Genomic DNA, 26,159 nt, shown 5'->3' on the forward strand with positions numbered 1-26,159 from the left:
TATGTTTCAATTAATGAAAGCAGAGAAAACGATCGACTTCATGCGTTGGTCTAAAGCTGCCTTTCTTTTCTCAATGTTGATGATTGTTGCTTCTATCGCAACATTATCGACAAAGTGGTTAAACTGGGGCTTAGACTTCACGGGTGGAACTCTGATTGAAGTGGGCTTTGAGCAGCCAGCACAACTACCAGATATCCGTAGTGCGTTAGAAGCGAAAGGTTTTGGTGATGCAACGGTTCAAAACTTTGGTACTGCACGTGATGTAATCGTTCGTCTTCAACCTCGTGAAAACGTAAAAGGCGAAGAGCTAGGCAACCAAATCATCAGTGCGATTAAAGAAGGCACTGGTGAGCAAGTAGAGATGCGTCGTATTGAGTTTGTTGGCCCAAATGTGGGTGATGAACTGACAGAGGCGGGCGGTTTAGCTATTCTCGTTTCTTTGTTATGTATTTTGGCTTATGTTTCGATGCGTTTCCAATGGCGTTTAGCTGCTGGTGCGGTATTGGCATTAGCACATGATATTATCATTACGTTAGGTATTTTCTCTTTCTTACAAATTGAAGTTGATTTAACGATTATCGCGGCACTATTAACGGTGGTGGGTTATTCCTTGAATGATACCATTGTTGTGTTTGACCGTATTCGTGAAAACTTCTTGAAAATGCGTAAGGGTGATTCTAACGACATTATTAATGATGCGATTACACAAACATTAAGCCGTACATTAATTACATCAGCAACGACGCTATTTGTAGTTATTGCATTGTTCACTCAGGGCGGTGCGATGATCCATGGCTTTGCGCTTGCATTGCTATTAGGTATCACGATCGGTACCTACTCTTCTATCTATGTAGCATCAGCATTGGCTCTGAAATTAGGCATCACTCGTGAGCACCTAATGCCAACACCTGTTGATAAAGAAGGTGAGGAAGAATTTGAGCAAATGCCGTAAAGGATTTGTTTAATATTCGACTTATAAAAAATGGACCTTCATCGGTCCATTTTTTTTGAAACGTCTTCCTATTTAATTAATAGAATAACTTACAGTTTATCTAAATCGCGCTCGATTTCTTCAATCTTGCTTGCAACGACTTTTTCTAAATGACGAAGGTCTTTCAATATTTTCTTTTTCACATCCGCAGCGGTTTCTTTTTCTGGGCGAGTAATTTTATTTAATTCATCGATAATAAGCGTTAGGTTACGATTAATCTCAGTGGTTTCTTTATAGCGGTGAGTCCCGCCATCAACAAGAACATTTTTTACTTGGCGTGGGTATTTAAATTTTACGCTTTTTGCAAAGAGTTCGCCTTTTTGCTTACCAAAGTAAATTTTTAATACGTCTTTTTGTGCTTCTTGTCGTAGAGAGTAACGCTCTATTTTTTCAGGATCTGATATTCCAAGGTTCATTAAATGTGGGTACATGGCTAACTCCATTATTATTTTTAGATATTAATTTATCAGAGTATCAACATTTTCAATTAATGCTGCTTTTAGTTCCGCTTGCTTTTCATCATCTAGTCGTCCGCCAAGATCTGAGGTTAATATAAATAAATCTTCAGCTCTCTCACCAATGGTTGTGATTTTTGCAGCATGAAGATTAATGCCAAGCTGAGCGAAGGTGGCGCCGACGGTAGCGAGTAATCCAGGTGTATCTAATGCAACAAATTCCATCAATGTTCGCTTTCCTGTTCTTGTAGGTAAAAACTCCATACGTGTTTTTACCGTAAAGTGTTGTAGCTGACGTGGTGGGCGACGTGTTTTGATGTGAGTTTCTTGGGTTTCAAGTTCAACGGCATACAGTTGAGCAATTAATCGTTGTTGTCTTTCTTCATCTATAGGGTCATCGTTTTGATCTAAAACCATGAAGGTATCAAGTGCGTAACCATCTTTACTCGACATGATTTGAGCATCATAGATAGTAATACTGCGTCTATCCAATTCCGCTGCAACCGTTGCAAATAGATGAGCTTTATCTTTGCTGTAGATAAATATTTCAGTGCCACCGCGAGTTGGATTCTTACTAATGAGGATGAGAGACTTCTCTTGATCTGAATGATTAAGAAGGTTACTTGCATGCCATGTAATTTGTTGATGCGTGTGACGTAAAAAATAATCTGCTTTAAAGCGACGCCATAAATCTTCAATTTGCCATTGAGTAAACCCTTCAGCTCTAAGCTGAGCTGAAGCCATATGTTGATTGTGGCGAATACGATCGCGTAGATCTGGCGGGTTTTCTAATCCTCGACGTAGTGCCCTTTGAGTTGCATTGTATAAATCAGCAATCAGAGAGCGTTTCCAACTGTTCCAAAGATCAGGATTAGTAGCACAAATATCGGCAACGGTTAGGCAAACTAAATAGTCGAGACGCTCTTCATCTCGAACTTGTTTGGCAAACTCGGTAATCACATCAGGATCATAAATATCACGGCGCTGTGCTGTGACAGACATTAATAAATGGCTCTTCACCAACCAAGAGACCAAGTTTGCTTCGGGTTTTGAAAAACCATGAATAATACAAAACTCGTAAGCATCGACAGCGCCTAATTCTGAGTGATCTCCCCCACGTCCTTTGGCTATATCGTGAAAGATAGCAGCGATGATTAATAGTTCTTTTTTAATCATCTTTGGGTAGACTTCGCAGCAAATAGGGTGCTTTTCTCGGTTTTTTGGGTTTGAAAATTTATTAATGTGCTTTAGTAAGCGAATACTATGTTCATCTACGGTGTAGGCATGAAATAAATCAAACTGCATTTGTCCAACAATGTGACTCCATTGAGGTAAATAAGCAGAGATAACACCTAATTTATGCATTGAGCTAAAGGCATTATGGAGTGCATTAGGGTGCTGAGTTAATTGTAAAAATTTTTCACGGGCTTCTGGAATATCACATAAAAAACGATTTAAACGACGTCGAGCTGTGCGTAATTGTCGCATTGTTGGAGGGGAAACGCCTTCAATACTAGAATCGCTGGCCATTAATAAGAACATATCCAAAATGGTATCAGGACGAGCTTGGAATAACGCGGGCTTTCTTGCTTCAATAAGACGACCGCGACGTTGAAAATCATTATTGATAATAATGGCTTTGGTTTGTTCGCCTTGGTTAAGGATTGCTTGGTCGAATATTTTTAATAGCATGCTATTAAGTTCTGCAACACGTCGTAAAGTACGGTAGAACTCTTTCATCATGCGTTCGACACCACGATTGCCTTCACCGATAAAACCTAAATGTTCAGCGACAGAAGCTTGGTGGCCAAAGGTGAGTCGATTATCGTAACGTTTTAGCTCAATATGTAAAGCAAAGCGAACGCGCCATAAGAACTCTTGGCATTCTAATAACTCTCGATACTCCGCGTCTGTTAAGAAACCAGCTTGGCTCATCTCAAGTAGAGACGTTGCTCCAAAATGACGTCGAGCAATCCAACTCAGGGTGTGAATGTCTCTTAACCCTCCTGGGCTTGATTTAATATCGGGCTCTAAGTTGTAAGTGGTGTCGTGATAGCGGCTGTGACGTTTTTTTTGCTCATCAATTTTAGCTTGATAGAAGGATTCACTTGGCCAGAAACTATCAGAGTGAATATTCAATTTTAATTGATGAGCAAGTTCTTTATCGCCGCAGATATAACGTGATTCTTGTAAGTTTGTCGCTACGGTTAAGTCGCTTTTCCCAATCTCTATACATTCAGACAAAGTTCGGACACTGTGGCCGACTTCTAGCTTTAAATCCCAAAGTAATGTAACGAAATGACTGACTTTTTGACAAGATTTTTCATCAGTATTTCCTTTGGTAAGCAATAGAATATCAATGTCAGACAAAGGGTGAAGTTCGCTGCGCCCATAACCACCAACGGCAATGAGCGAGGTGTTTGAGGTGTCATTAAATGCAAAGAAAGTCCAAAGGCGAGACAGTAATTGGTCAAAATAATCAGCACGTTGTAGCACTAAGTCTGACACCGGTAAGCTTTGATGGAAACAATCAATTTGATATTGAGAGAAAAGTGTTAGCTGTTTTTTTAGCTCTGTAATCGTGAGTTGCTGATCAGATAAAGCAAGAGGAGATGTATAGTTCATAGCAATCCCTGCCGATGTAAAAACAGAAGACCGGAGCCTTCTGTTTATTTTAATGTTTGATTATTTATTGTTCATGTGGCGAGGTATGGTTTCTTCAGCACGAAGTGTTAATACTTCGCAACCAGTTTCTGTAACCAAAATAGTATGTTCCCACTGAGCGGTATTCTTACCGTCGCCTGTATAAACCGTCCAACCATCATTATCGTCTTGTAGGCAACCAAATTTACCTAGGTTGATCATTGGTTCGATAGTGAAGGTCATTCCTTCTTTTAAAATGGTTCGGTCATTATTTTTATAATGAACAATTTGTGGTTCTTCATGGAATTCAGAGCCAATGCCATGACCGCAATAATCACGAACAATTGAACATTTAGGTGTTGTACCTTTAATGTATTTTTGGATAGCGGTACCAATCTCACCAAGTTTTACACCAGGTTTCACTTTACGCATACCGACATATAAGCTTTCTTGAGCAATTAAACATAGACGTTTATCGGTAGCGCTAACGTCACCAATTAAAAACATCTTAGAAGTATCGCCATGATAACCATCTTTAATTACAGTTATGTCGATATTAAGAATATCACCGTCTTTTAAAACCGCAGGTTTTACGAAGCCATTGTATTGCTCATCTTGTGTTGCTGGAATGCCGTGACACACAATATGGTTGATTGATGTACAAATAGATTTAGGGAAACCATGGTAGTTCAGTGGTGCAGGGATAGCCCCTTGAACTTCAGTAATATGTTTATGGCAAATTTGGTCAAGTTCCTCAGTGGTAACCCCAGCTTTTACATAAGGTTCAATCATCTCGAGTACTTCTGCGGCCAGTTGACCGGCTATGCGCATTTTTTCAATTTCAGCGGCGTTTTTAATTTTTACTGACATGGGCTTTTCTCTATCTAAAAATAAATCGTACTAAACGATAATTGTTCTTAGTTTACCTAGCCAATCTTTATCTTTCAATTATAAGGTGAACTGAGAGCGTGGATCAGTCAAATGTTCGTTTAATCGTAGTGAATTATGTGAAAAGGGTAGATTTTAGCAGCGTTTTTATGGTATAAAGCGCGCCGGATTGGTGAACAATTTGTTCTCAATACCGACTATACTTTAATTTTAAATCACACACATACCGTCACGCTGTCCGGGGTGCTCAACTTTTTTGATTTTTTATCAAATGGTTAGGGTCGGATTACAAGCGGGGTATGTGGAGGCTTAACCCCATTTAATAGAGGAATTCTCAAATGGCAACTGTATCAATGCGCGATATGCTTAAAGCTGGTGTTCACTTCGGTCACCAAACTCGTTACTGGAACCCAAAAATGAAGCCATTCATCTTTGGTGCTCGTAACAAAGTTCATATCATCAACTTAGAAAAAACTGTACCAATGTTCAACGAAGCTTTAGCAGAACTTGCTAAAATCGGTAACAAAAAAGGTAAAGTTCTTTTCGTTGGTACTAAGCGCGCTGCATCTGAAGCTGTTAAAGAAGCTGCAATCAACAGTGACCAGTACTACGTGAACAACCGTTGGTTAGGCGGCATGCTTACTAACTTTAAAACTGTTCGCCAGTCTATCAAACGTTTAAAAGAATTCGAAGTTCAAGCTCAAGACGGTACTTTTGAGAAGATTACTAAGAAAGAAGCGCTAATGCGTACACGTAGCATGGAAAAACTAGAGAAATCTCTAGGCGGTATCAAAAACATGAACGGTCTTCCAGACGCGTTATTTGTTATCGATGCTGATCACGAGCACATTGCAGTTAAAGAAGCAAACAACCTAGGTATCCCAGTATTTGCTGTTGTTGATACTAACTCAAACCCAGATGGCGTTGACTACATTATCCCAGGTAACGATGACGCAATCCGCGCTATCCAACTTTACCTAAACGCTGCTGCTGATTCTGTAAAGTCTGGTCGTAACCAAGACGTTGCAGCTGTAGCTGAAAAAGACGGTTTCGTAGAAGCTGAGTAATATTTCGATTCGTCGAAAATATTATTTGCTCCTAGTGAGTCTTTTGGTTTCGTAGTAAACTAAAAATAGTTAGCAGGGGCCCAATTTGGCCCCTGATTTTTAACTTTATACCTATTTATATTGAGGAATTGAGAATGGCAACTGTAACTGCTGCTCTAGTTAAAGAACTTCGTGAACGTACTGCTGCTGGTATGATGGAATGTAAGAAAGCACTTGTTGAAGCTGAAGGCGACATCGAGCTAGCGATCGAAAACATGCGTAAATCTGGCGCAGCAAAAGCGGCTAAAAAAGCAGGCAACATCGCTGCTGAAGGCACAATCATCATTAAAGAAGAAGCTGGCGTTGCTGTTCTTCTTGAAGTTAACTGTCAAACAGACTTCGTTGCTAAAGACTCAGGCTTCCTAGCATTTGCTAATGAAGTTGCTGAAGCTGCTCTAGCTGAACGTCTAGAGATCGAAGCTCTTCAAGCTAAATTTGAAGATGCTCGTATCGCTCTAGTAACTAAAATCGGCGAAAACATCAGCATCCGTCGCGTTCAACTAGTTGAAGGCGTTGCTTTGGCTGCTTACCGTCACGGTGAGAAAATTGGTGTTGTTGTTGCTGGTGAAGGCGAAGCTGAAACGCTTAAGCACATCGCTATGCACGTTGCTGCTTCTAAGCCTGATTACGTTAACCCATCTGACGTACCTGCTGAAGTAGTAGCAAAAGAGCAAGCTGTTCAAGTTGAAATCGCTATGAACGAAGGCAAGCCTCAAGAAATCGCAGAGAAAATGGTTATCGGCCGTATGAAGAAATTCACGGGCGAAGTTTCTCTAACAGGTCAAGCTTTCATCATGGAACCTAAGAAAACTGTTGCTGAAATTCTTAAAGAAAAAGGCGCATCAGTATCTAACTTCGTACGTCTAGAAGTTGGTGAAGGTATCGAGAAAGCGGCTGAAATGAGCTTTGCTGACGAAGTAGCTGCAGTACAAAAAGGTTAATCCTTTCGTATTGTTGATAAAAAAGACCGTGGCCATGCTGCGGTCTTTTTGTGAATACTCAATAAATAGCAAGTTATGATGATAATTGTGCCCTTTTGTGTATTTAAGTTCTAATATCAAAAGGCTACAGTTATTTCGACAACTCTTAGTGAAAAGGTAAGAACCATGACGACGAACCCGAAACCAGTATATCAGCGTATTCTATTAAAACTTAGTGGTGAAGCACTTCAAGGCGAAGAGGGTTTTGGTATCGACCCTGCAACACTTGAGCGTATGGCTCAAGAAGTAAAAGAACTGATTGAACTTGGCGTACAAGTTGGTGTTGTAATCGGCGGTGGTAACCTTTTCCGTGGTGCTGGCCTTGCAGAAGCAGGTATGAACCGTGTTGTAGGTGATCACATGGGTATGCTAGCAACGGTAATGAATGGCCTTGCAATGCGTGATGCGCTTCACCGTGCTTACGTGAATGCCCGTGTTATGTCTGCAATCCCTTTAAAAGGTGTATGTGACGATTACAACTGGGCGGATGCAATCGCTCAACTTCGTCAAGGTCGTGTAGTGATCTTCTCTGCAGGTACTGGTAACCCATTTTTTACGACAGATTCAGCTGCGTGTTTACGTGGTATTGAAATTGAAGCTGACGTAGTATTAAAAGCAACGAAAGTAGACGGTGTATTCACTGCTGATCCAGTATCTAACCCAGACGCTGAATTGTATGATAAACTGGATTACAGCACAGTTCTTGAAAAAGAATTAAAAGTTATGGACTTAGCTGCATTTACTCTAGCTCGCGATCACGAAATGCCAATTCGTGTGTTCAATATGAACAAACCTGGTGCATTACGTCGCGTTGTTATGGGTGAAACTGAAGGTACTCTAATCAGTAACGCTAAATAATAGTCTGAAATAAAAATAACAATTAAGGTGAAGTTGTGATTAACGAAATCAAAAAAGACGCTCAAGAGCGCATGGAAAAAAGTGTAGAAGCACTGAAAAACAATCTATTAAAGATTCGCACAGGCCGTGCTCACCCAAGTCTTCTTGCTGGTCTTTCAGTAGAATACTACGGTGCTAAAACACCTATTAATCAAGTTGCTAACATCATTGCTGAGGATTCTCGTACTCTTGCAATTACTGTTTTCGATAAAGAACTTGCTGGCCTTGTTGAAAAAGCAATCATGATGTCAGATCTTGGCCTAAACCCAATGTCTGCTGGTACAGTAATTCGTGTACCACTTCCACCGTTAACTGAAGAGCGTCGTAAAGACCTAGTTAAAATCGTTCGTGGTGAAGCTGAAAATGGTCGTGTTGCTGTTCGTAACATTCGTCGTGACGCTAACGGTGACGTTAAAGCGCTTCTAAAAGAGAAAGAAATCTCAGAAGATGACGATCGTAAAGCACAAGATGAGATCCAAAAATTAACTGATGCTGCCGTTAAGAGTATTGATGAAGTACTGGCTGTTAAAGAAAAAGAGTTAATGGAAGTATAATTTACTTTCATTACTCATTGTTCAGACTGATGTTTTTATTTAAATAATGATATGATATCCGTGATGAACACGATAAGAAGCGCTATGTGTAGACATTAGCGCTTTTATTTTTAAGGGAGTTATATGGCCAGTCAAATGAATAACGAGCCTCTATCATTAGAAGTATTACCCAAGCATATTGCGGTAATTATGGATGGTAATGGACGCTGGGCGAAAGCTCAGGGAAAGCCTCGTGTATTTGGTCATAAAGCGGGTGTTGATGCGGTAAGAAAAACCATATCAGCAGCCAGTAAATTAGGAATCCATGCCATAACGCTTTTTGCTTTTAGTAGTGAAAATTGGCGTCGTCCTAAAGAAGAAGTTAGTGTTCTTATGGAGTTGTTTATCACGGTTCTTTCACGTGAAGTAAAACGTCTTCATAAAAATAATATTCAATTACGTGTTATAGGTGATACTTCTCAATTTAGTTCTCGTCTTCAGAAGAAGATCCTAGAGGCTGAAGCTGTAACTGCTGAAAATACAGGTTTAGTGCTAAATGTTGCTGCGAATTATGGCGGCAAATGGGATATCACCCAAGCAGTAAAACGTCTTGCTTACCAAGTAGAGCAAGGCAACTTACAGGCAGACAATATTGATGAAGCTGCGATTGCATCTAAATTAATGATGTCAGATTTGCCTGATGTGGATTTGATGGTAAGAACCAGTGGTGAGTGCCGTATAAGTAATTTTATGTTGTGGCAAATGGCATACGCTGAGTTCTATTTCACTGACCAATATTGGCCTGACTTCAATGAGCAAAGCTTAGCTGATGCTGTAGCTTGGTTTGTGAGTCGAGAAAGACGATTTGGGTGTACCGGTGAACAAATCCAAGCTCTAATGAACGAAAAGGATCAATAAAGTTTGAAACAGCGTATTATTACCGCTCTTATCTTAGCCCCTTTGGTTATTGCTGGCATTTTTATGTTACCAATGCAGGGCTTTCTTATTGCTATTGCTGCAATTACCTTAGTAGGATTTTGGGAGTGGACTCAGTTTACTGAATCAAAATCTCGTTATATAGCTTTAATTCCTTCTGTTACGGTCTTAGCGGTATCTCTTTTCTTATTGCCTACCTCTACACTAGAACTTGCAATGCCAAGTGATGGCCACCAAGCAGTGCTGCTTATTGGTTCAATTTGGTGGTTAATTGCATCAGGGTTAGTACTTACTTTTCCCAAAAGTAAAGCATTGTGGCAAAACAACCTTCCTTTAAAATACATTTTTGGTTGGCTAACCATGATCCCGTTTTTATGGAGTATTTTATTACTTCGCGCGGATCACTATATGTTAGATAGCTATTATGGCGCTAAACTTGTCTTACTCGTTTGTTTATTAGTATGGGCAGCAGATAGTGGTGCTTATTTTGCTGGTAAGTCATTTGGTAAACGTAAAATGTCACCATCAGTGAGTCCAAACAAAACCATTGAAGGGTTAATTGGTGGTATTATTACGGCTATTATTATTGGCTGGACTGCAGCATCTGCATTTGATATTCGTTTTGAAAGCACCGCGGCGATGCTAGGTATTTTTATAGCAACCATCATTATTTCGGTCTTAGGCGATCTTGTTGAAAGTATGTTTAAGCGCGCATCTGGGATCAAGGACAGCGGAACCATTATCCCTGGTCATGGCGGCATTTTAGATCGTATAGATAGCCTAACAGCTGCATTCCCAGTATTTGCTTTCTTGTATTTTCTATAGGTCAATAGCTCTTCTTTAATGAAGAGTGAAATTAAGGTCACGGTAATTTATGCGGTAGATATTATAATCTACCGTTTTTCTATTTTTTCAATGGCAAATTATTATGCGAAAGTTAACCATTTTAGGAGCAACAGGCTCCATTGGCAGTAGTACACTTTCAGTCGCAAAACATAACGCCGAACAATTTGAAGTTGTGGCTTTAGGTGCAGGCTCTAATGTTGAGAAGATGCTGGAACTTTGTTGTGAATGGCAACCAAAATACGTTGCAATGGCATGTCAATCTGCAGCTGATGAATTAAAAGAACAATTAAAAGTACATCAGATCGCAGCAGAAGTATTCTCCGGTGAAGAGGGTTTGTGCCATATTGCCCAGCTTGATGAGATTGATACCGTAATGGCAGCGATTGTCGGTGCGGCAGGTTTACTTCCAACTATGTCAGCAGTTAAAGCGGGTAAGCGTATTTTACTTGCAAATAAAGAAGCTTTAGTGATGTCGGGCCAATTATTTATTGATGCGGTTGAACAATATGGTGCCGAGTTACTGCCTGTAGATAGTGAACATAACGCTATTTTTCAATGCCTTCCGGAATCTATTCAAACCAATTTAGGCCGCTGTGATCTTGATGCTCATGGTGTGAGGTCTATTTTGTTGACAGGCTCAGGCGGTCCCTTCCGTTATACCGATGTCGCTGAGCTTGATGCGGTTACGCCTGAAATGGCAATTGCGCATCCAAACTGGTCAATGGGGCCTAAAATTTCGGTTGATTCAGCAACCATGATGAATAAAGGTCTCGAGTATATTGAAGCTCGTTGGTTGTTTAACGCGAATAAAGAACAATTAAAAGTCGTTATTCATCCGCAATCAGTCATTCATTCAATGGTGCAATATAAAGATGGTTCCGTTCTCGCGCAAATGGGACTACCAGATATGAGAACACCCATTGCATGTACCATGTCTTACCCTAAAAGAGTAAATGCAGGTGTTGAGCCATTAGATTTTACCAAAGTTGGTGAGTTTAGTTTTATTGCTCCTGATTTTTCTCGTTATCCATGTTTAAAGTTGGCGATTGATGCTTGTTACTTAGGTCAGCATGCGACTACTGGATTAAACGCAGCAAACGAACAGTCGGTTGCTGCTTTTTTGAACGGTGAAATTAAATTTACCGATATCGCTCGAATTAATGAGTTGGTTTTGAACAAAGTATGCGCAAACTTCCAAAACCTTGAGCTAGATAGCTTGGAAAGCCTGATTGACCTAGATAGAATGGCGCGTCATTATGCCGATGAGGCAATTAAAAAGGTTTAACTATGTCAGAACTTCTATGGAATTTAGCATCATTTATTATTGCACTAGGTATTCTTGTTGCCGTGCATGAATACGGCCATTTTTGGGTTGCGCGCCGTTGTGGTGTCATTGTTGAGAAGTTTTCCATTGGTTTCGGTAAAGCGCTTTGGAGCAAAAAAGGCAAAGACGGCACTGAATACAGTATCTCAATGATCCCGCTTGGTGGTTATGTGAAAATGCTGGATGAACGTGTTGATGAAGTTCCAGAAGAGTTAAAAAACCACGCATTTAATAATCGTCCATTATGGCAGCGCAGTGCCATTGTTGCCGCTGGGCCAGTAGCAAATTTCTTATTTGCAATTGTGGCATGTTGGTTAGCATTCATGATTGGTGTGACCGCGCTTAAACCCGTCGTTGGTCATGTCGATAATGGATCTATATTTTCTCAAGCAGGAATTGCACCTGGTGTGGAACTAAAAGCCATTTCAGGAATCCAAACCTCCGATTGGGAAGCTGTGAATATGGCCATTGTTTCTCATATTGGTGATGAATCAATGACGGTGACTTACAGCGATAAAGAGAATATCGGTGTTGATGTGACAAAGCGTCTTGATTTAACTAACTGGGCGTTTGACCCAGAAAAAGACTCTCCAATGTTGTCACTTGGTTTTCTTCCATACCGCCCAGCGTTAACTCTTGATGTTGCAAATGTTAGTAGTAACAGTGCTGCTGAAAAATCGGGTTTATTAGTTGGTGACCGCTTACTTTCAGCCAATGGTCAAACGTTAACTGAATGGCAAGGTATGGTCGATGTGATACAAGCAAATCCAAATAAAGCCGTTACTATCGCCGTTATGCGTGATGGTAAAGAGATGGCTTTAACTCTGACCCCAGACAGCAAAGAAATGGCTACGGGAGAGGTAATAGGCTTTGCTGGTGTTTCTCCGATATTTGAAGAGTGGCCAGAAGGCTACCGCTATGAGAAACAGTATGGCCCAATCGTTGCTTTTGGGAAAGCGATTGAAAAAACAGGCAATATTATTGATTTAACGTTAACGATGACAAAGAAATTGTTCACCGGTGACGTCGCTTTAAATAACTTAAGTGGCCCTATTTCTATTGCTAAAGGAGCAGGGACAACAGCCGAATATGGGTTAGTATCATTTTTAGGATTTTTAGCCCTAATTAGTGTTAATTTAGGTATCATTAACTTATTACCTCTTCCGGTTCTGGATGGCGGACATTTACTCTTTTTTGCTATTGAAGGCATTACGCGTAAACCAGTACCAGAGCGAGTTCAAGAGATTGGTTATAAAGTAGGTACAGTAATGATTATGTCATTAATGGCTGTCGCTTTATTTAACGACTTTATGCGCCTTTAAGTAGTAGCAGGGAATTATAAAACGTATTATGGCGATGAAAAAATTGTTGATTGCTTCACTGCTGTTTAGCAGTGTAGCAGCGCAGAGCGCAGAAACATTTGTAGTGGATGATATACGCTTCGAGGGATTACAGCGTGTCGCATTAGGTGCAGCATTACTTAAAACTCCAGTTCGAATTGGCGACTCAATGAGTCAGCAAGACGTATCTCAAGTCATTCAAGCTTTATTTGCTTCAGGTAATTTTGAAGATGTAAAAGTATACCGTGATGGTAATGCATTACTAATCAAGGTTACTGAGCGTCCGACGATCGCGAATATCTCCTTTTCTGGCAACAAAGCCATTAAAGAAGAGCAGATGCAGCAGAACTTAGAAGCGTCATCGATTCGTGTTGGTGAAGCACTTGATAGAACAACCTTAAGTAATATTGAAAAAGGGTTAGAAGATTTCTATTACAGTGTTGGTAAGTATAACGCGACGGTTCACGCGGTTGTTACTCCACTTCCACGTAATCGTGCTGACTTAAAGTTTGTTTTTACTGAAGGTGTTTCGGCAAAAATCCAGCAAATTAACTTTATTGGTAATGAAGTATTTACCGATGATGAGTTATTGGGACGGTTTAATCTAAACGTAGATGTGGCTTGGTGGAACTTCTTAGCTGATGAAAAATATCAGAAACAAGTTCTTGCTGGTGATATTGAAGCGTTACGTTCATATTATCTCGATCGTGGTTATTTAAAGTTTCAAGTTGATTCAACTCAAGTATCTATCTCTCCGGATAAAAAAGGCGTTTATATCACACTGACGATAAAAGAGGGTGAACCTTATACTGTTAGTGGCGTTAAATTCCAAGGCGAGTTAATCGGTAAAGAAAAAGAGTTTCAAGAACTGGTTCCTTTTGAAGATGGCGACGTTTATAACGGTTCTGCAGTTACTCGTTTAGAAGAAAATATTAAACGTATTTTAGGTGAAGCAGGTTACGCTTATCCTCAAGTTCGTACCATGCCTGAATTTGACGATGAGAACCAAACGGTATCTTTAGTAATTAATGTCGAAGCGGGCAACCGTATGTATGTTCGCGATATTAAATTTGTCGGTAACACCTCGACTAAAGATGAAGTATTGCGTCGTGAAATGCGTCAAATGGAAAGTGCTTGGTTAAACTCAAAGTCGATTGAGACAGGTAAAAATCGTTTGAATCGTCTAGGTTTCTTTGAAACGGTTGATGTACAGACTATTCGTGTTCCTGGCTCTGATGATCAAGTAGATCTGGTTTATTCTGTAAAAGAAGCCAACTCAGGTAGCGTAAACTTTGGTGTCGGCTACGGTACTGAGTCAGGAGTCAGCTTCCAAGTCGGTCTTCAACAAGATAACTTTATTGGTTCTGGTAACCGTGTTGGTATCAATGCGATGATGAACGATTACCAAAAGAACATCAGTTTAGATTATCGTGACCCTTACTGGAACCTTGATGGTGTCAGTTTAGGTGGTAAGATCTTCTATAACGAATTTGAAGCGTCTGATGCAGGTATTGTTGACTATACCAACCAAAGTTACGGTGGTAATTTAACATGGGGTTTCCCATTTGATGAGCTGAACTATTTTGAGATTGGTGTTGGCTATACTCATAATAAAATCGGTAACCTGGATGAGAATGAACAAGTAAGTAAGTTTAAAGAGTCGGTTGGTGATGCTTATGATGATAAAAACAACGAATTAAACTTAAATGATTTTGATGTCACCTTATCGTGGACGCGTAATAACCTGAACAAAGGCTACTTCCCAACGGCAGGTAACTATCAACGTGCATCATATAAAATATCAACACCAAATTCTGATGCTAAATACTTTAAAGCGCAGTATGAAGTGCGCCAATACTTCCCATTAACCAAAAAGCATGAGTTTGCTTTATTAATGCGTGGTAAGGCGGGTTATGGTAACGGTTATGGACAAACGGATGGCAATGATAATCTGTATCCATTCTACGAGAACTTTTATGCCGGTGGTTTTACAACCTTACGTGGTTTTGGTTCAAACTCAGTAGGTCCTAGAGCGGTATACGCTCAAGGTTCAGGTTCTGCTGGAGGTAATAATCCTGAATATATCGTAACGGATGATTCGACGGGTGGTAATGCGACAGCGTTAGCGAGTGTTGAATTGATTGTACCAACCCCATTTGCTGGTGAAGAAACTCAAAGTCAAATTCGAACTAGTGTGTTCTTTGATATGGCAAGTGTGTGGGATACAGAAGCGCAATATGACGGTAAAATCGCAAGCGGTAGTCAATATTATTACGATTATTCAGATCCAAGCAACTTCCGTTCTTCATACGGTGCTGCGTTGCAATGGATGTCTCCAATGGGACCTTTGGTATTCTCAGTAGCAAAACCGGTGAAAATTTATGAAGGTGATGATGAAGAATTCTTCAGTTTCACCATCGGTCGAACTTTCTAAGCATTGATAGCTCTAATAGAAAAGTGTTAATGTAAACGGTATTAGTTTATATATGATAATAATTAAGTAAGGATATGATTTTGAAAAAATTAGTGAAAGCAGCCGCTTTAGGCGCAGTACTGGTAAGTGGTTCTTTTTTTGCTAATGCAGCAGAAGCAGCAACTAAAATTGGTTATGTGAACATGGCTCAAATCGTTCAACAAATGCCACAGCGTGAAGCAATTTCTGAAAAACTTCGTGCTGAGTTTAAAGATCGTATCGATGAGTTGCGTAGCCTTGAATCTAAAATCAAAGATAAAGTTGAAACGATCAAGCGTGATGGTGAATTACTTGGTGCATCAGGTCAAACTAAACTAGAGCGTGAAATCGCGTCACTTCAATCTGATTACAAACTAAAAGCACAAGCTTTAGATGAAGATAACCGTCGTCGTCAGGGCGAAGAGCGTCAAAAACTGATTATGCAAGTTCAACAAACCGTTGAAAAAGTAGCAAATAAAGAAGGTTACGATATGGTTGTTGATGCAGCGACACTGCTTTGGGCAAAACCAGAAGACAACCTATCAGAAAAAGTTATTAAAGCAATTAAATAAGGTTCACCATGACACGTATTACGCTTGCTGAATTGGCAGAAAAACTTGGTGCAACAGTTCATGGAAATGGAGATGTTGTTGTTCACTCTATCGCTTCAATGAGTAAAGCTTCTGAAGGGGATATTACATTTCTTTCAGATGCTAAATACCGCAAGCACTTAGCAGAATGCAAAGCATCTGCGGTGATAGTAAAAGAAGCCGATATTGCATTTTGCCAATCAAACGCATTAATAATGAAGGACCCGTACCTAGGGTTTGCATTAGCGGCGCAAGCGTTAGATACAACACCTGCACCAGCAACAAACATTGCCGCATCAGCTTACATCGCTGATGATGCCATTATTGGTGAAGGCGTTGCTATTGGACATAATGCAGTGATTGAATCAAAAGCAGTGATTGCTGATGGTGCAATTATCGGTGCGGGTTGCTTTATTGGACAAGAAGCTAAAATTGGTAAAAATACGAAATTATGGGCAAATGTCTCTATTTACCACCGTGTTGAACTTGGTGAATCGTGTCTTGTGCAATCAGGAACCGTGATTGGTTCAGATGGTTTTGGTTATGCGAATGACCGCGGTACTTGGGTTAAAATCCCACAGTTAGGAACAGTGATCATTGGCGACAATGTTGAAATTGGAGCTAACACAGCGATTGACCGTGGTGCGATTGATAATACGGTAATAGAAAGCAATGTAATCATTGATAACCAAATTCAAATTGCCCATAACGTACAAATCGGATCTGGTTCAGCAATGGCTGGTGGTACTATAGTTGCTGGCAGTACTAAAATTGGTAAGCACTGTATTATTGGCGGTGGCTCTGTAATTAATGGTCATATCGAAATTACTGATGGTGTTACTATCACCGGTATGGGTATGGTGATGAGAGGCATTGATGAAAAAGGCATGTATTCATCAGGCATTCCACTGCAAACCAATAAAGAATGGCGTAAAACAGCGGCTCGAGTTCATAAAATTGATGAAATGAACAAGCGACTAAAAGCCGTTGAGAAAAAGCTAGTTGATTAATATTGGCTTTACTACATTCTAATTAATAAGTATTGGTCTGCATTTTGCAGACCTTTTTCTATCTATTATTACTCTATTTGAGCTACACTATTGTTCAGATACGATATTGTTTTACAGGAATACTATTTTGACTCGTGAAAATAAAACATTAAATATTACTGAAATCCAAGAGTTACTACCTCACCGTTACCCATTTCTATTGGTTGACCGAGTGACTGATTTCGAAGAAGAGAAATACTTACACGCGATCAAGAATGTGTCTGTGAATGAACCTCAATTTACAGGTCACTTCCCACAAATGCCTATTTTTCCTGGTGTATTAATTCTTGAAGCGATGGCTCAAGCAACCGGTTTATTGGCGTTTAAATCATTCGGCGCACCTGCTGAAAATGAACTGTATTACTTTGCAAGTATCGATAAAGCAAAATTCCGTAAGCCAGTAGTACCTGGTGACCAATTAGTTCTTGAAGTTGAATTCATTAAAGACCGTCGTGGCATCGCACTATTTAACGGCGTGGCTAAAGTTGACGGTGATGTTGTTTGTTCTGCTGAACTTAAGTGTGCAAGACGAGAGTTTTAATTATGATTCATGAAAGCGCTAACATTCATCCATCAGCCGTTATTGAAGGTAATGTAACGATTGAAGCTAATGTATCTATTGGCCCATTTACTTACATTTCAGGCAATGTAACGATTGGTGAAGGCACAGAAGTGATGTCTCATGTTGTTATCAAAGGCGATACAACAATAGGCAAAGAAAACCGAATTTTTGCTTTTGCAATTATTGGTGAAGAAAGCCAAGATAAAAAATACAGTGGCGAACCAACAACGGTTGTCATTGGTGATCGTAACGTTATCCGTGAAAGTGTTCAAATTCATCGTGGTACGGTTCAAGATCGTGGTGTAACAACAATTGGTAGCGATAACCTACTTTGCGTAAATGTTCATATTGCGCATGACTGTATTGTTGGTGACAACATCATCATGGGCAACAATGCGACATTAGCTGGTCATGTAACAATTGAAGATTACGCGATTGTTTCTGCGCTATCTCCAGTTCATCAGTTCTGTACTGTTGGTGCTCATAGCTTTATTGGCGGTGCTTCTGTTGTTGTTCAAGATGTACCTCCATTTGTTATGGCACAAGGTAACCATTGTAAGCCGTTTGGTATTAATATCGAAGGCCTAAAGCGTCGTGGTTTTGAGAAGCCAGAAATTCACGCTATTCGCCGAGCTTATAAAGCCCTTTACCGTAATGGTAATACGCTTGAAGAAGCGAAAGTAGAAATAAACAAAGAAATTGAAGCATTTCCAGTGCTTCAAGGCTTCTTAGATTTGTTTGAGAAATCAACGCGCGGTATTATTCGTTAATCACGGCGTTTAGAAAAATATAAGCATATTATAAAGGCCTATCAATGTAGGCCTTTTTTATTTTGGAGCAAAAATGACCAAACCATTACGAATCGGTATTGTCGCTGGTGAGCTTTCAGGTGATACGCTAGGCGAAGGCTTTATTAAGTCAATTAAAGCACAATACCCAGATGCTGAGTTTGTTGGGATCGGCGGACCAAAAATGATAGCTCAAGGCTGTAATTCTTTATTTGATATGGAAGAGTTAGCCGTAATGGGATTGGTTGAAGTGCTTGGCCGTTTACTTCGTCTATTGAAAGTAAAAGCAGAGTTAGTGCGCTACTTTACTCAAAATCCACCCGATGTATTTATTGGTATTGATGCCCCTGATTTTAACCTTCGTCTTGAAAAAACGCTAAAAGACAACGGAATTAAAACAGTTCATTACGTTAGTCCATCGGTATGGGCGTGGCGTCCAAAGCGTATTTTTAAAATTGATGCGGCAACGGACTTAGTGTTGGCTTTTCTGCCATTTGAAAAAGCATTCTATGATAAATACAATGTGGCTTGTGAATTTATTGGTCATACCCTTGCTGATGCCATTCCAATGCACAATGACAAAATAGCGGCAAGAGATCTTCTTGGGCTAGAGCAAGATCGCCAATGGCTTGCAGTTTTGCCGGGGAGCCGAGGTGGTGAAGTCGCATTAATTGCCAAACCATTTATTGAAACCTGCCAGCGTATTCATAAACAACACCCTAAAATGGGATTTGTTGTGGCAGCGGTAAATGAAAAACGCCGTGAGCAATTTGAGACAATTTGGAAAGAAACAGCGCCAGAATTAGAATTTACTATTATTCAAGATACCGCTCGTAACGTAATGACTGCAGCTGATGCCGTATTGCTTGCTTCTGGTACGGTTGCTCTTGAATGCATGCTCGTTAAACGCCCAATGGTGGTTGGCTATCAAGTAAATAAACTGACTGGTTGGATCGCTCAAAAACTATCGATTACAGAGTTTGTGTCATTACCGAATGTACTCGCAGGTAAAGAGTTAGTTCAGGAGTTTATTCAAGAAGAGTGTCACCCTGATTTTCTTTATCCGGCAATGGAAAAAGTATTAAGCGGTGATAATCATGAACTGATTGAAAAGTTTACCGAGATGCATCAGTGGATTCAAAAAGATGCGGATAAACAGGCAGCTAATGCTGTTTTACGTTTAATTAATAAAGAAATTACAGAATAACCTCATGACAAAAAAAACAGACTCAAAAGAATTACCACTATTTGAATACCCTGAAGGATACCAGTTATTTGCCGGTGTTGATGAAGTCGGGCGTGGGCCATTAGTTGGTGCTGTTGTTACTGCGGCTGTAATTTTAGATCCAAATAATCCGATAGAAGGGTTAACAGATTCAAAGAAACTGACAGATAAAAAACGAGAACTACTGTTTCCTGAAATTCAAGAAAAAGCCTTAGCATGGTCACTAGGCCGTTGTGAGGCACATGAAATTGATGAGTTGAATATTCTGCAAGCGACAATGGTTGCGATGCAAAGGGCTATTGCTGGGTTGAAGATAACGCCTGATTTTGCCTTAATTGATGGCAATAAAGTCCCTGATTTACCAATGGCAGGTTTAGCGGTTGTTAAAGGTGATTTACGGGTTCAAGAAATCAGTGCTGCATCTATTATTGCAAAAGTAACTCGTGACAGAGAGATGGAAGAGCTAGATAAAGAATTCCCTCAATATGGATTTGCCAAGCACAAAGGTTATCCAACTAAAGCACACTTTGCCGCGATTGAAGAGCATGGTGTGATTGCTGAACATCGCCGCAGCTTTAAACCCGTTAAGCGTGTGTTAGGAATTGAATAATGTCTGAACCTAAATTCGTACACCTTAGAGTACACAGTGATTTCTCATTAGTGGATGGACTTTCAAAAGTACCCCCATTAGTGAAAAAAGTGGCTGAGCTAGGAATGCCAGCAATGGCATTAACAGATTTCACCAATTTATGTGGCTTAGTTAAGTATTATTTTGCTGCACATGGTGCTGGTGTTAAACCTATTATTGGGGCCGATTTTAAAGTTCAGTCACCAGAGCTTGGTAAGGAACTGTTTAATTTAACCATCTTAGCTAAAAATAATGAAGGGTATAAAAACCTAACATTATTGATCTCAAAAGCGTATTTACGCGGACATGTTCAGCATACACCGGTAATAGATAAAGAGTGGTTAATCGAGCATAAAGAAGGCTTAATACTTCTCTCTGGTGGTAAAAGCGGTGATATTGGAAAAGCCTTATTAAAGGGCAATAAAGATCTCGCTCGTGACTGTGTCGCGTTTTATCAAGAACACTTTTCAGAACATTACTATTTAGAGTTAACGCGAACAGGCCGACCTGACGAAGAGAGTTACTTGCACTTCGCTGTTGAGTTAGCCGAAAATGAAGGCCTACCAGTTGTTGCCACCAATGATGTTCGTTTTATTAAAGCCGATGACTTTGATGCGCATGAAATACGCGTGGCAATTCATGATGGTTTTACTTTAGAAGATCCTCGCCGCCCAAAACTCTACAGTGAACAACAATACCTGCGATCAGAAGAAGAGATGTGTGAACTCTTTTCTGACATACCAGAAGCACTAGAAAACAGCGTTGAAATAGCAAAGCGCTGTAACGTAACGGTACGTCTGGGTGAATACTTTCTGCCTAACTTCCCAACAGAAGGGATGAAGATTGAAGATTTCCTCGTTAAGAAATCTCAAGAAGGTTTAGAAAGACGTTTGGCCTTTTTATTTCCTGATGAGAAAGTGCGTTTAGAGCGTCGACCTGAATATGATGAACGTCTACAGATAGAGCTTGATGTTATTAACCAAATGGGATTCCCGGGTTACTTCTTGATCGTAATGGAATTTATCCAGTGGTCAAAAGATAACGATATTCCAGTTGGTCCCGGTCGTGGCTCAGGTGCGGGTTCTTTGGTTGCTTATGCTTTAGACATTACCGATCTTGATCCTCTTGAATACGACTTACTGTTCGAACGTTTCTTAAACCCTGAACGTGTATCCATGCCCGATTTTGATATCGATTTCTGTATGGATAAACGTGATCAAGTTATTGATCACGTAGCGGAAATGTATGGCCGTGATGCGGTATCTCAGATCATCACTTTTGGTACTATGGCTGCTAAAGCGGTAATTCGAGATGTAGGTCGAGTACTTGGACATCCTTATGGTTTTGTTGACCGTATTTCTAAGTTAGTACCGCCAGATCCAGGAATGACGCTAGCCAAAGCGTTTGATGCTGAACCACAACTGCCCGAACTCTATGAGGCGGATGAGGAAGTTAAAGCGCTGATCGATATGTGTCGTATCCTTGAAGGGTGTACACGAAATGCAGGTAAGCATGCGGGTGGCGTTGTTATTTCACCAACGACGATTACAGATTTTGCACCATTATATTGTGATGCAGATGGTAATTTCCCTGTAACGCAATTTGATAAAAATGACGTTGAAACCGCTGGATTAGTTAAGTTTGACTTCTTGGGTTTAAGAACGTTGACCATTATTGACTGGGCGCTAGGCCTAGTTAACCCAAAGCTAGCAAAAGAAGGAAAAGATCCAATTCGAATCGAATCGATTCCTTTGGATGATCAGGCGTCATTTAATGTATTACAAAACTCGGAAACGACCGCGGTATTCCAACTAGAATCCCGTGGTATGAAAGATCTTATCAAACGTCTACAACCAGACTGTTTTGAAGATATTATCGCATTGGTGGCACTATTCCGTCCGGGGCCATTGCAATCAGGCATGGTAGATAACTTTATTGACCGTAAGCATGGTCGAGAAGAGGTTTCATATCCGGATGCAACGTGGCAGCACGAGTCGTTAAAAGAAACGTTAGAGCCAACTTACGGCATTATCTTGTATCAAGAGCAAGTAATGCAGATTGCACAGATCTTAGCGGGCTATACGCTAGGTGGCGCGGATATGCTTCGTCGTGCAATGGGTAAGAAAAAGCCAGAAGAGATGGCAAAGCAACGTGGTACCTTTAAAGAAGGTGCAATTGCAAATGGCGTTGATGGCGAGTTGTCGATGAAAATCTTCGACTTGGTAGAGAAGTTTGCAGGTTATGGCTTTAACAAATCTCACTCTGCGGCTTATGCACTCGTTTCTTATCAAACCTTATGGTTAAAAACGCATTATCCAGCGGAATTTATGGCTGCAGTAATGACGGCTGATATGGATAATACGGAAAAAGTCATCGGCTTGGTTGATGAATGTTTCCGTATGAAGTTGAAAGTATTGCCACCAGATGTGAATGCGGGTTTATATCGTTTCAATGTCGATGAAGATGGTGCCATCGTTTATGGTATTGGTGCAATCAAAGGCGTTGGTGAAGGCCCAATTGAAAATATCATTGAAGCACGAAATAAAGGCGGGCATTTCCGTGATTTATTCGATTTTTGTGCTCGCATTGATACAAAGAAAACCAATAAGCGTGTTGTAGAAAAATTGATCCGCTCAGGCGCATTAGATCGACTTGGACCGCATCGTGCAGCATTAATGGCTTCATTAGAGGATGCCATGAAAGCGGCAGGCCAGCATCATCAAGCTGAAGCTTTTGGTCAATCGGATATGTTCGGGGTGTTAACTCAAGCGCCAGAAGAAGTAGAGCAAGCGTATATTCATGTACCAAGGTGGCCTGAAAAAGTATGGCTTGAGGGAGAGCGTGAAACATTAGGTCTTTATTTAACTGGACACCCTGTGAATGCCTATATTAAAGAGTTGTCTCGATATACTACTTGGCGATTGAATGATGCTCACGTTACGAGACGCGATCAAACAGTAACAGTTGCAGGTTTAGTTATTGCTGCTAGAGTAATGACCACTAAACGAGGTAATCGTATTGGTTTGATGACATTAGATGACAGATCTGGCCGAATGGAAGTGATGTTGTTCTCAGATGCGCTTGATCGATACGCTGATTTACTAGAAACTGATAAAATAGTGCTCGTTTCGGGACAGGTCAGCTTTGATGATTTCAATGGTGGGCTTAAAATGTCAGCCCGTGAAGTGATGTCATTGGGAGATGCACGAGAAAAATACGCTCGTGGGCTATCCGTTTCTGTTACCGATGCGCAAATTAACAACCAATTTTTTGAACGCTTTAGTCAAATACTAGAGCCGAACCGGGCAGGGACTGTTCCGGTAAATGTATATTATCAGCGAGCGGATGCTCGTGTTAAGTTGGTCTTAGGAACAGAATGGCGAGTGACGCCGACAGACCAACTGATGGATGATTTGAAATCGTTGCTTGGCGAACAGCAAGTCGAGCTTGAATTTAACTAGAATAAATAAGGCTACTAATTTGAGTAGCCTAGAACTAACAAGGATTCTTTAATGAGCCTAAATTTTCTTGAATTTGAAAAACCAATTGCAGAACTAGAAGCTAAGATTGAAGCGCTGCGTGATATTTCTCGTCGTGGTGGAGATAATACGCTTGATCTAGAAAAAGAAATTAAGCAATTAGAAGATAAATGTTTAGAGCTTAAAAAGAAAACATTTAGTGACCTAGGTGCATGGGAAGTTGCTCAACTTGCTCGTCACCCAGAGCGCCCATATGTATTAGATTACATCGAACATATGTTTACCGAGTTTGACGAATTAGCTGGTGATCGTGCTTTTGCTGATGATAAAGCGCTTGTCGGTGGTATTGCTCGTTTAGATGGCCGCCCAGTGATGGTTATTGGTCATCAAAAAGGCCGTGGCACAAAAGAAAAGGTAATACGCAATTTCGGTATGCCAAAACCAGAAGGCTACCGTAAAGCAAAACGATTAATGCAAATGGCAGAGCGCTTTAAAATGCCTATCATTACGTTCATCGATACCGCTGGTGCTTATCCAGGTGTTGGCGCGGAAGAGCGTGGCCAATCTGAAGCGATTGCAATGAACTTAAAAATCATGTCTGAGCTAAGCGTTCCAGTTATTTGTAACGTGGTTGGTGAAGGTGGTTCAGGCGGTGCACTAGCCATTGGTGTAGGTGATTATGTGAACATGCTCCAGTATTCTACTTACTCTGTAATTTCTCCAGAAGGTTGTGCTTCAATCTTATGGCGTGATTCAGATAAAGCGCCACAAGCTGCTGAAGCGATGGGCCTTGTCGCTCCTCGTCTAAAAGAGCTAGAGTTGATTGATACGATTATCGATGAGCCACTAGGTGGTGCGCACCGAGATCATAAAACGACCGCTGCAAATATTAAGGCTCGTTTGATTGAACAATTGAATGAGCTTGAAGGTTTTGATGAAGAGGCATTGCTTGATCGTCGTTACCAACGCTTAATGAGTTACGGTTACTGCTGATAATTTTTGTCAGATAGAGTAAAGTGAAAGCGAGCCTGAGTGCTCGCTTTTTTATTATCTGGATATACTGTTTATGCTTTATTCTCAATTCTCATCTCAATTAGCTTCTTATCCTGTCGCTACACCACTTCTTGTTGTTGCCTTAAGTGGTGGTATTGATTCTATGGTGCTTCTTCGGTTGGCATCTATTTATGCTAAAGATAAGCAATTAGAGTGCATTGCCGTTCATGTTAATCATGGTTTAAGTCAGCATGCATTTGATTGGGAAGCCGTATGCCAAGCGCATTGTGATTCGTTATCAATCCCATTGTATATTGAGCGAGTGCAGCTTGTTGTTAGTGCTCAAGATAGTTTGGAAGAGGTAGCAAGAAAAGCACGCTATAAAGCATTAGATAAGCATATGCAGGCCAATAGCTTATTACTTACGGGTCAACATCAAGATGACCAAGCCGAAACCTTTTTTTTGGCACTAAAAAGAGGCAGTGGACCGGCTGGATTATCCTCTATGCCATCAATCACGCCTTTATCTCAAGGTTATAAGTGTCGGCCATTACTTTCTGTTTCTCGAACTGAGATTGAGCAGTACGCACAAGAAAACCAACTTGAATGGGTTGAAGATGAAAGTAATAACGATACGCGGTTCGACCGTAATTTTTTACGTCATGATGTTGTGCCTAATTTAGTCCAACGTTGGCCAAGTTTTACTTCAGCGGTATCTCGTAGTGCTCAGTTGTGTGCCGAGCAAGAAAGTCTGCTAAATGAATTACTTTCCCCAAAGCTGGTAGAGTTTCAAAATGCGTATCAAGGTATTTCTATTTTACGATTGATCCATGAATCACCATTAGCTCGTAATATGTTATTAAGATTATGGTTAAAGCAGTTTGCTATTCCTTTGCCAAGCCAAGTACAACTTGGTGTGCTATGGAACGAAGTGGCACAAGCAAAAGAAGATGCGAACCCTACATTAGCGCTTGGTTCTGTTCAACTTAGACGCTCTCAAGGTTATTTATATTGTTTGCCTCATTATGAAGAACTGTCTGGGTGGAGGAGTGAGCTAAAGGATAAGTTACTATTACCAGACGCCCTTGGGAAACTGACATTGTTACCAGTAGCGGCAGAGGATAAAGCCGCTACCATTACCTCTTCAAATCAAGAGGGTTTGTTATTAAGAGCACCTTCAGAAAACGAGAAAGTTGAAGTACGTTTTAATGTGGTAGGTTTAACGCCTCATCCTGAAGCTCGTCAGCACAGTCGAAAAATGAAAAAATTATATCAAGAGTATGAAGTACCCAGTTGGCAAAGAACTCGAATGCCGATGGTTTTTTATAATGATGAACTGGCTGCTGTTGCGGGCCTATTTGTTTGTCAAAAATTTTCAGGCGAAGAATGTGAGCTACACTGGCATAAAACTGAATTTGAATAGACATTGATGACTAACTTGGCAAAATAACCAA

Annotated in this window: 22 protein-coding genes; 19 read left to right on the forward strand and 3 right to left on the reverse strand. The window is 40.5% G+C overall.

Annotation, left to right across the window (positions count from 1 at the left end; all coding sequences use genetic code 11):
- The first annotated feature begins 1 nt into the window (after position 1).
- Complete coding sequence (secF, locus tag PVK71_RS00865; protein ID WP_130044031.1) at positions 2 to 952, forward strand: protein translocase subunit SecF; 951 nt, start codon at positions 2 to 4, stop codon at positions 950 to 952.
- A gap of 89 nt (positions 953 to 1,041) precedes the next feature.
- On the opposite strand, the gene PVK71_RS00870 is transcribed toward secF, so the two are convergent.
- From PVK71_RS00870 to map, 3 genes are read right to left on the reverse strand one after another with little or no spacing between them, the layout of a single operon-like run.
- A complete protein-coding gene (locus PVK71_RS00870; RefSeq protein WP_274417408.1) occupies positions 1,042 to 1,422 on the reverse strand; it encodes a DUF3461 family protein in 381 nt (126 codons plus the stop codon).
- Positions 1,423 to 1,449: 27 nt separating this feature from the next.
- On the reverse strand, positions 1,450 to 4,071 hold the full coding sequence (gene glnD, locus PVK71_RS00875; RefSeq protein WP_274417407.1) for a bifunctional uridylyltransferase/uridylyl-removing protein GlnD: 2,622 nt from the start codon (positions 4,069 to 4,071) through the stop codon (positions 1,450 to 1,452).
- A gap of 60 nt (positions 4,072 to 4,131) precedes the next feature.
- On the reverse strand, positions 4,132 to 4,959 hold the full coding sequence (gene map, locus PVK71_RS00880; protein WP_274417406.1) for a type I methionyl aminopeptidase: 828 nt from the start codon (positions 4,957 to 4,959) through the stop codon (positions 4,132 to 4,134).
- A gap of 356 nt (positions 4,960 to 5,315) precedes the next feature.
- On the opposite strand from map, the gene rpsB reads away from it, so the two are divergent.
- The 18 genes from rpsB to tilS all read left to right on the forward strand — a co-directional run bounded on the left by rpsB (position 5,316) and on the right by tilS (position 26,128).
- The gene (gene rpsB, locus PVK71_RS00885; protein ID WP_274417405.1) at positions 5,316 to 6,044 is read left to right on the forward strand and encodes a 30S ribosomal protein S2; all 729 of its coding nucleotides are present in this window, start codon (positions 5,316 to 5,318) and stop codon (positions 6,042 to 6,044) included.
- 134 nt (positions 6,045 to 6,178) lie between these two features.
- Positions 6,179 to 7,024, forward strand: a complete 846-nt coding sequence (gene tsf / locus PVK71_RS00890; RefSeq protein ID WP_274417404.1) for a translation elongation factor Ts — start codon at positions 6,179 to 6,181, stop codon at positions 7,022 to 7,024.
- Between the two features lie 165 nt (positions 7,025 to 7,189).
- Entirely contained in the window at positions 7,190 to 7,921 is a 732-nt protein-coding gene (gene pyrH / locus PVK71_RS00895; protein ID WP_130044037.1) for a UMP kinase, read from the forward strand.
- Between the two features lie 35 nt (positions 7,922 to 7,956).
- Positions 7,957 to 8,514 carry a ribosome recycling factor gene (gene frr, locus PVK71_RS00900; protein ID WP_130044038.1) on the forward strand — a complete coding sequence of 186 codons (558 nt, stop codon included), beginning with the start codon at positions 7,957 to 7,959 and terminating at the stop codon, positions 8,512 to 8,514.
- Between the two features lie 135 nt (positions 8,515 to 8,649).
- The gene (locus PVK71_RS00905; RefSeq protein ID WP_274417559.1) at positions 8,650 to 9,411 is read left to right on the forward strand and encodes an isoprenyl transferase; all 762 of its coding nucleotides are present in this window, start codon (positions 8,650 to 8,652) and stop codon (positions 9,409 to 9,411) included.
- A 3-nt stretch (positions 9,412 to 9,414) separates the two neighbouring features.
- Positions 9,415 to 10,254, forward strand: coding sequence for a phosphatidate cytidylyltransferase (locus PVK71_RS00910; RefSeq protein ID WP_274417403.1), 840 nt, complete (start codon positions 9,415 to 9,417; stop codon positions 10,252 to 10,254).
- A 103-nt stretch (positions 10,255 to 10,357) separates the two neighbouring features.
- A complete protein-coding gene (ispC, locus tag PVK71_RS00915) occupies positions 10,358 to 11,560 on the forward strand; it encodes a 1-deoxy-D-xylulose-5-phosphate reductoisomerase (protein WP_274417402.1) in 1,203 nt (400 codons plus the stop codon).
- Between the two features lie 2 nt (positions 11,561 to 11,562).
- The gene (rseP, locus tag PVK71_RS00920) at positions 11,563 to 12,921 is read left to right on the forward strand and encodes a sigma E protease regulator RseP (protein ID WP_274417401.1); all 1,359 of its coding nucleotides are present in this window, start codon (positions 11,563 to 11,565) and stop codon (positions 12,919 to 12,921) included.
- Between the two features lie 28 nt (positions 12,922 to 12,949).
- The gene (gene bamA, locus PVK71_RS00925; protein ID WP_274417400.1) at positions 12,950 to 15,373 is read left to right on the forward strand and encodes an outer membrane protein assembly factor BamA; all 2,424 of its coding nucleotides are present in this window, start codon (positions 12,950 to 12,952) and stop codon (positions 15,371 to 15,373) included.
- Positions 15,374 to 15,447: 74 nt separating this feature from the next.
- A complete protein-coding gene (locus tag PVK71_RS00930) occupies positions 15,448 to 15,963 on the forward strand; it encodes an OmpH family outer membrane protein (protein WP_130044044.1) in 516 nt (171 codons plus the stop codon).
- A gap of 8 nt (positions 15,964 to 15,971) precedes the next feature.
- Positions 15,972 to 16,991, forward strand: coding sequence for a UDP-3-O-(3-hydroxymyristoyl)glucosamine N-acyltransferase (gene lpxD / locus PVK71_RS00935; protein WP_274417399.1), 1,020 nt, complete (start codon positions 15,972 to 15,974; stop codon positions 16,989 to 16,991).
- A 127-nt stretch (positions 16,992 to 17,118) separates the two neighbouring features.
- Positions 17,119 to 17,571, forward strand: coding sequence for a 3-hydroxyacyl-ACP dehydratase FabZ (gene fabZ, locus PVK71_RS00940; RefSeq protein WP_130047701.1), 453 nt, complete (start codon positions 17,119 to 17,121; stop codon positions 17,569 to 17,571).
- Between the two features lie 2 nt (positions 17,572 to 17,573).
- Positions 17,574 to 18,362, forward strand: a complete 789-nt coding sequence (lpxA, locus tag PVK71_RS00945) for an acyl-ACP--UDP-N-acetylglucosamine O-acyltransferase (RefSeq protein WP_130044047.1) — start codon at positions 17,574 to 17,576, stop codon at positions 18,360 to 18,362.
- 73 nt (positions 18,363 to 18,435) lie between these two features.
- Positions 18,436 to 19,587, forward strand: a complete 1,152-nt coding sequence (lpxB, locus tag PVK71_RS00950; protein ID WP_274417398.1) for a lipid-A-disaccharide synthase — start codon at positions 18,436 to 18,438, stop codon at positions 19,585 to 19,587.
- Between the two features lie 4 nt (positions 19,588 to 19,591).
- Complete coding sequence (gene rnhB, locus PVK71_RS00955) at positions 19,592 to 20,215, forward strand: ribonuclease HII (protein ID WP_274417397.1); 624 nt, start codon at positions 19,592 to 19,594, stop codon at positions 20,213 to 20,215.
- On the forward strand, positions 20,215 to 23,694 hold the full coding sequence (gene dnaE, locus PVK71_RS00960) for a DNA polymerase III subunit alpha (protein ID WP_274417396.1): 3,480 nt from the start codon (positions 20,215 to 20,217) through the stop codon (positions 23,692 to 23,694). Before rnhB ends, dnaE begins: the two co-directional genes overlap by 1 nt.
- A 51-nt stretch (positions 23,695 to 23,745) precedes the next feature.
- Positions 23,746 to 24,705, forward strand: coding sequence for an acetyl-CoA carboxylase carboxyl transferase subunit alpha (gene accA, locus PVK71_RS00965; RefSeq protein ID WP_130085985.1), 960 nt, complete (start codon positions 23,746 to 23,748; stop codon positions 24,703 to 24,705).
- 73 nt (positions 24,706 to 24,778) lie between these two features.
- The gene (tilS, locus tag PVK71_RS00970) at positions 24,779 to 26,128 is read left to right on the forward strand and encodes a tRNA lysidine(34) synthetase TilS (protein WP_274417395.1); all 1,350 of its coding nucleotides are present in this window, start codon (positions 24,779 to 24,781) and stop codon (positions 26,126 to 26,128) included.
- Positions 26,129 to 26,159 lie beyond the last annotated feature (31 nt).

The sequence above is a fragment of the Aliivibrio sp. S4MY1 genome, assembly GCF_028765545.1.
Lineage (GTDB): Bacteria > Pseudomonadota > Gammaproteobacteria > Enterobacterales > Vibrionaceae > Aliivibrio.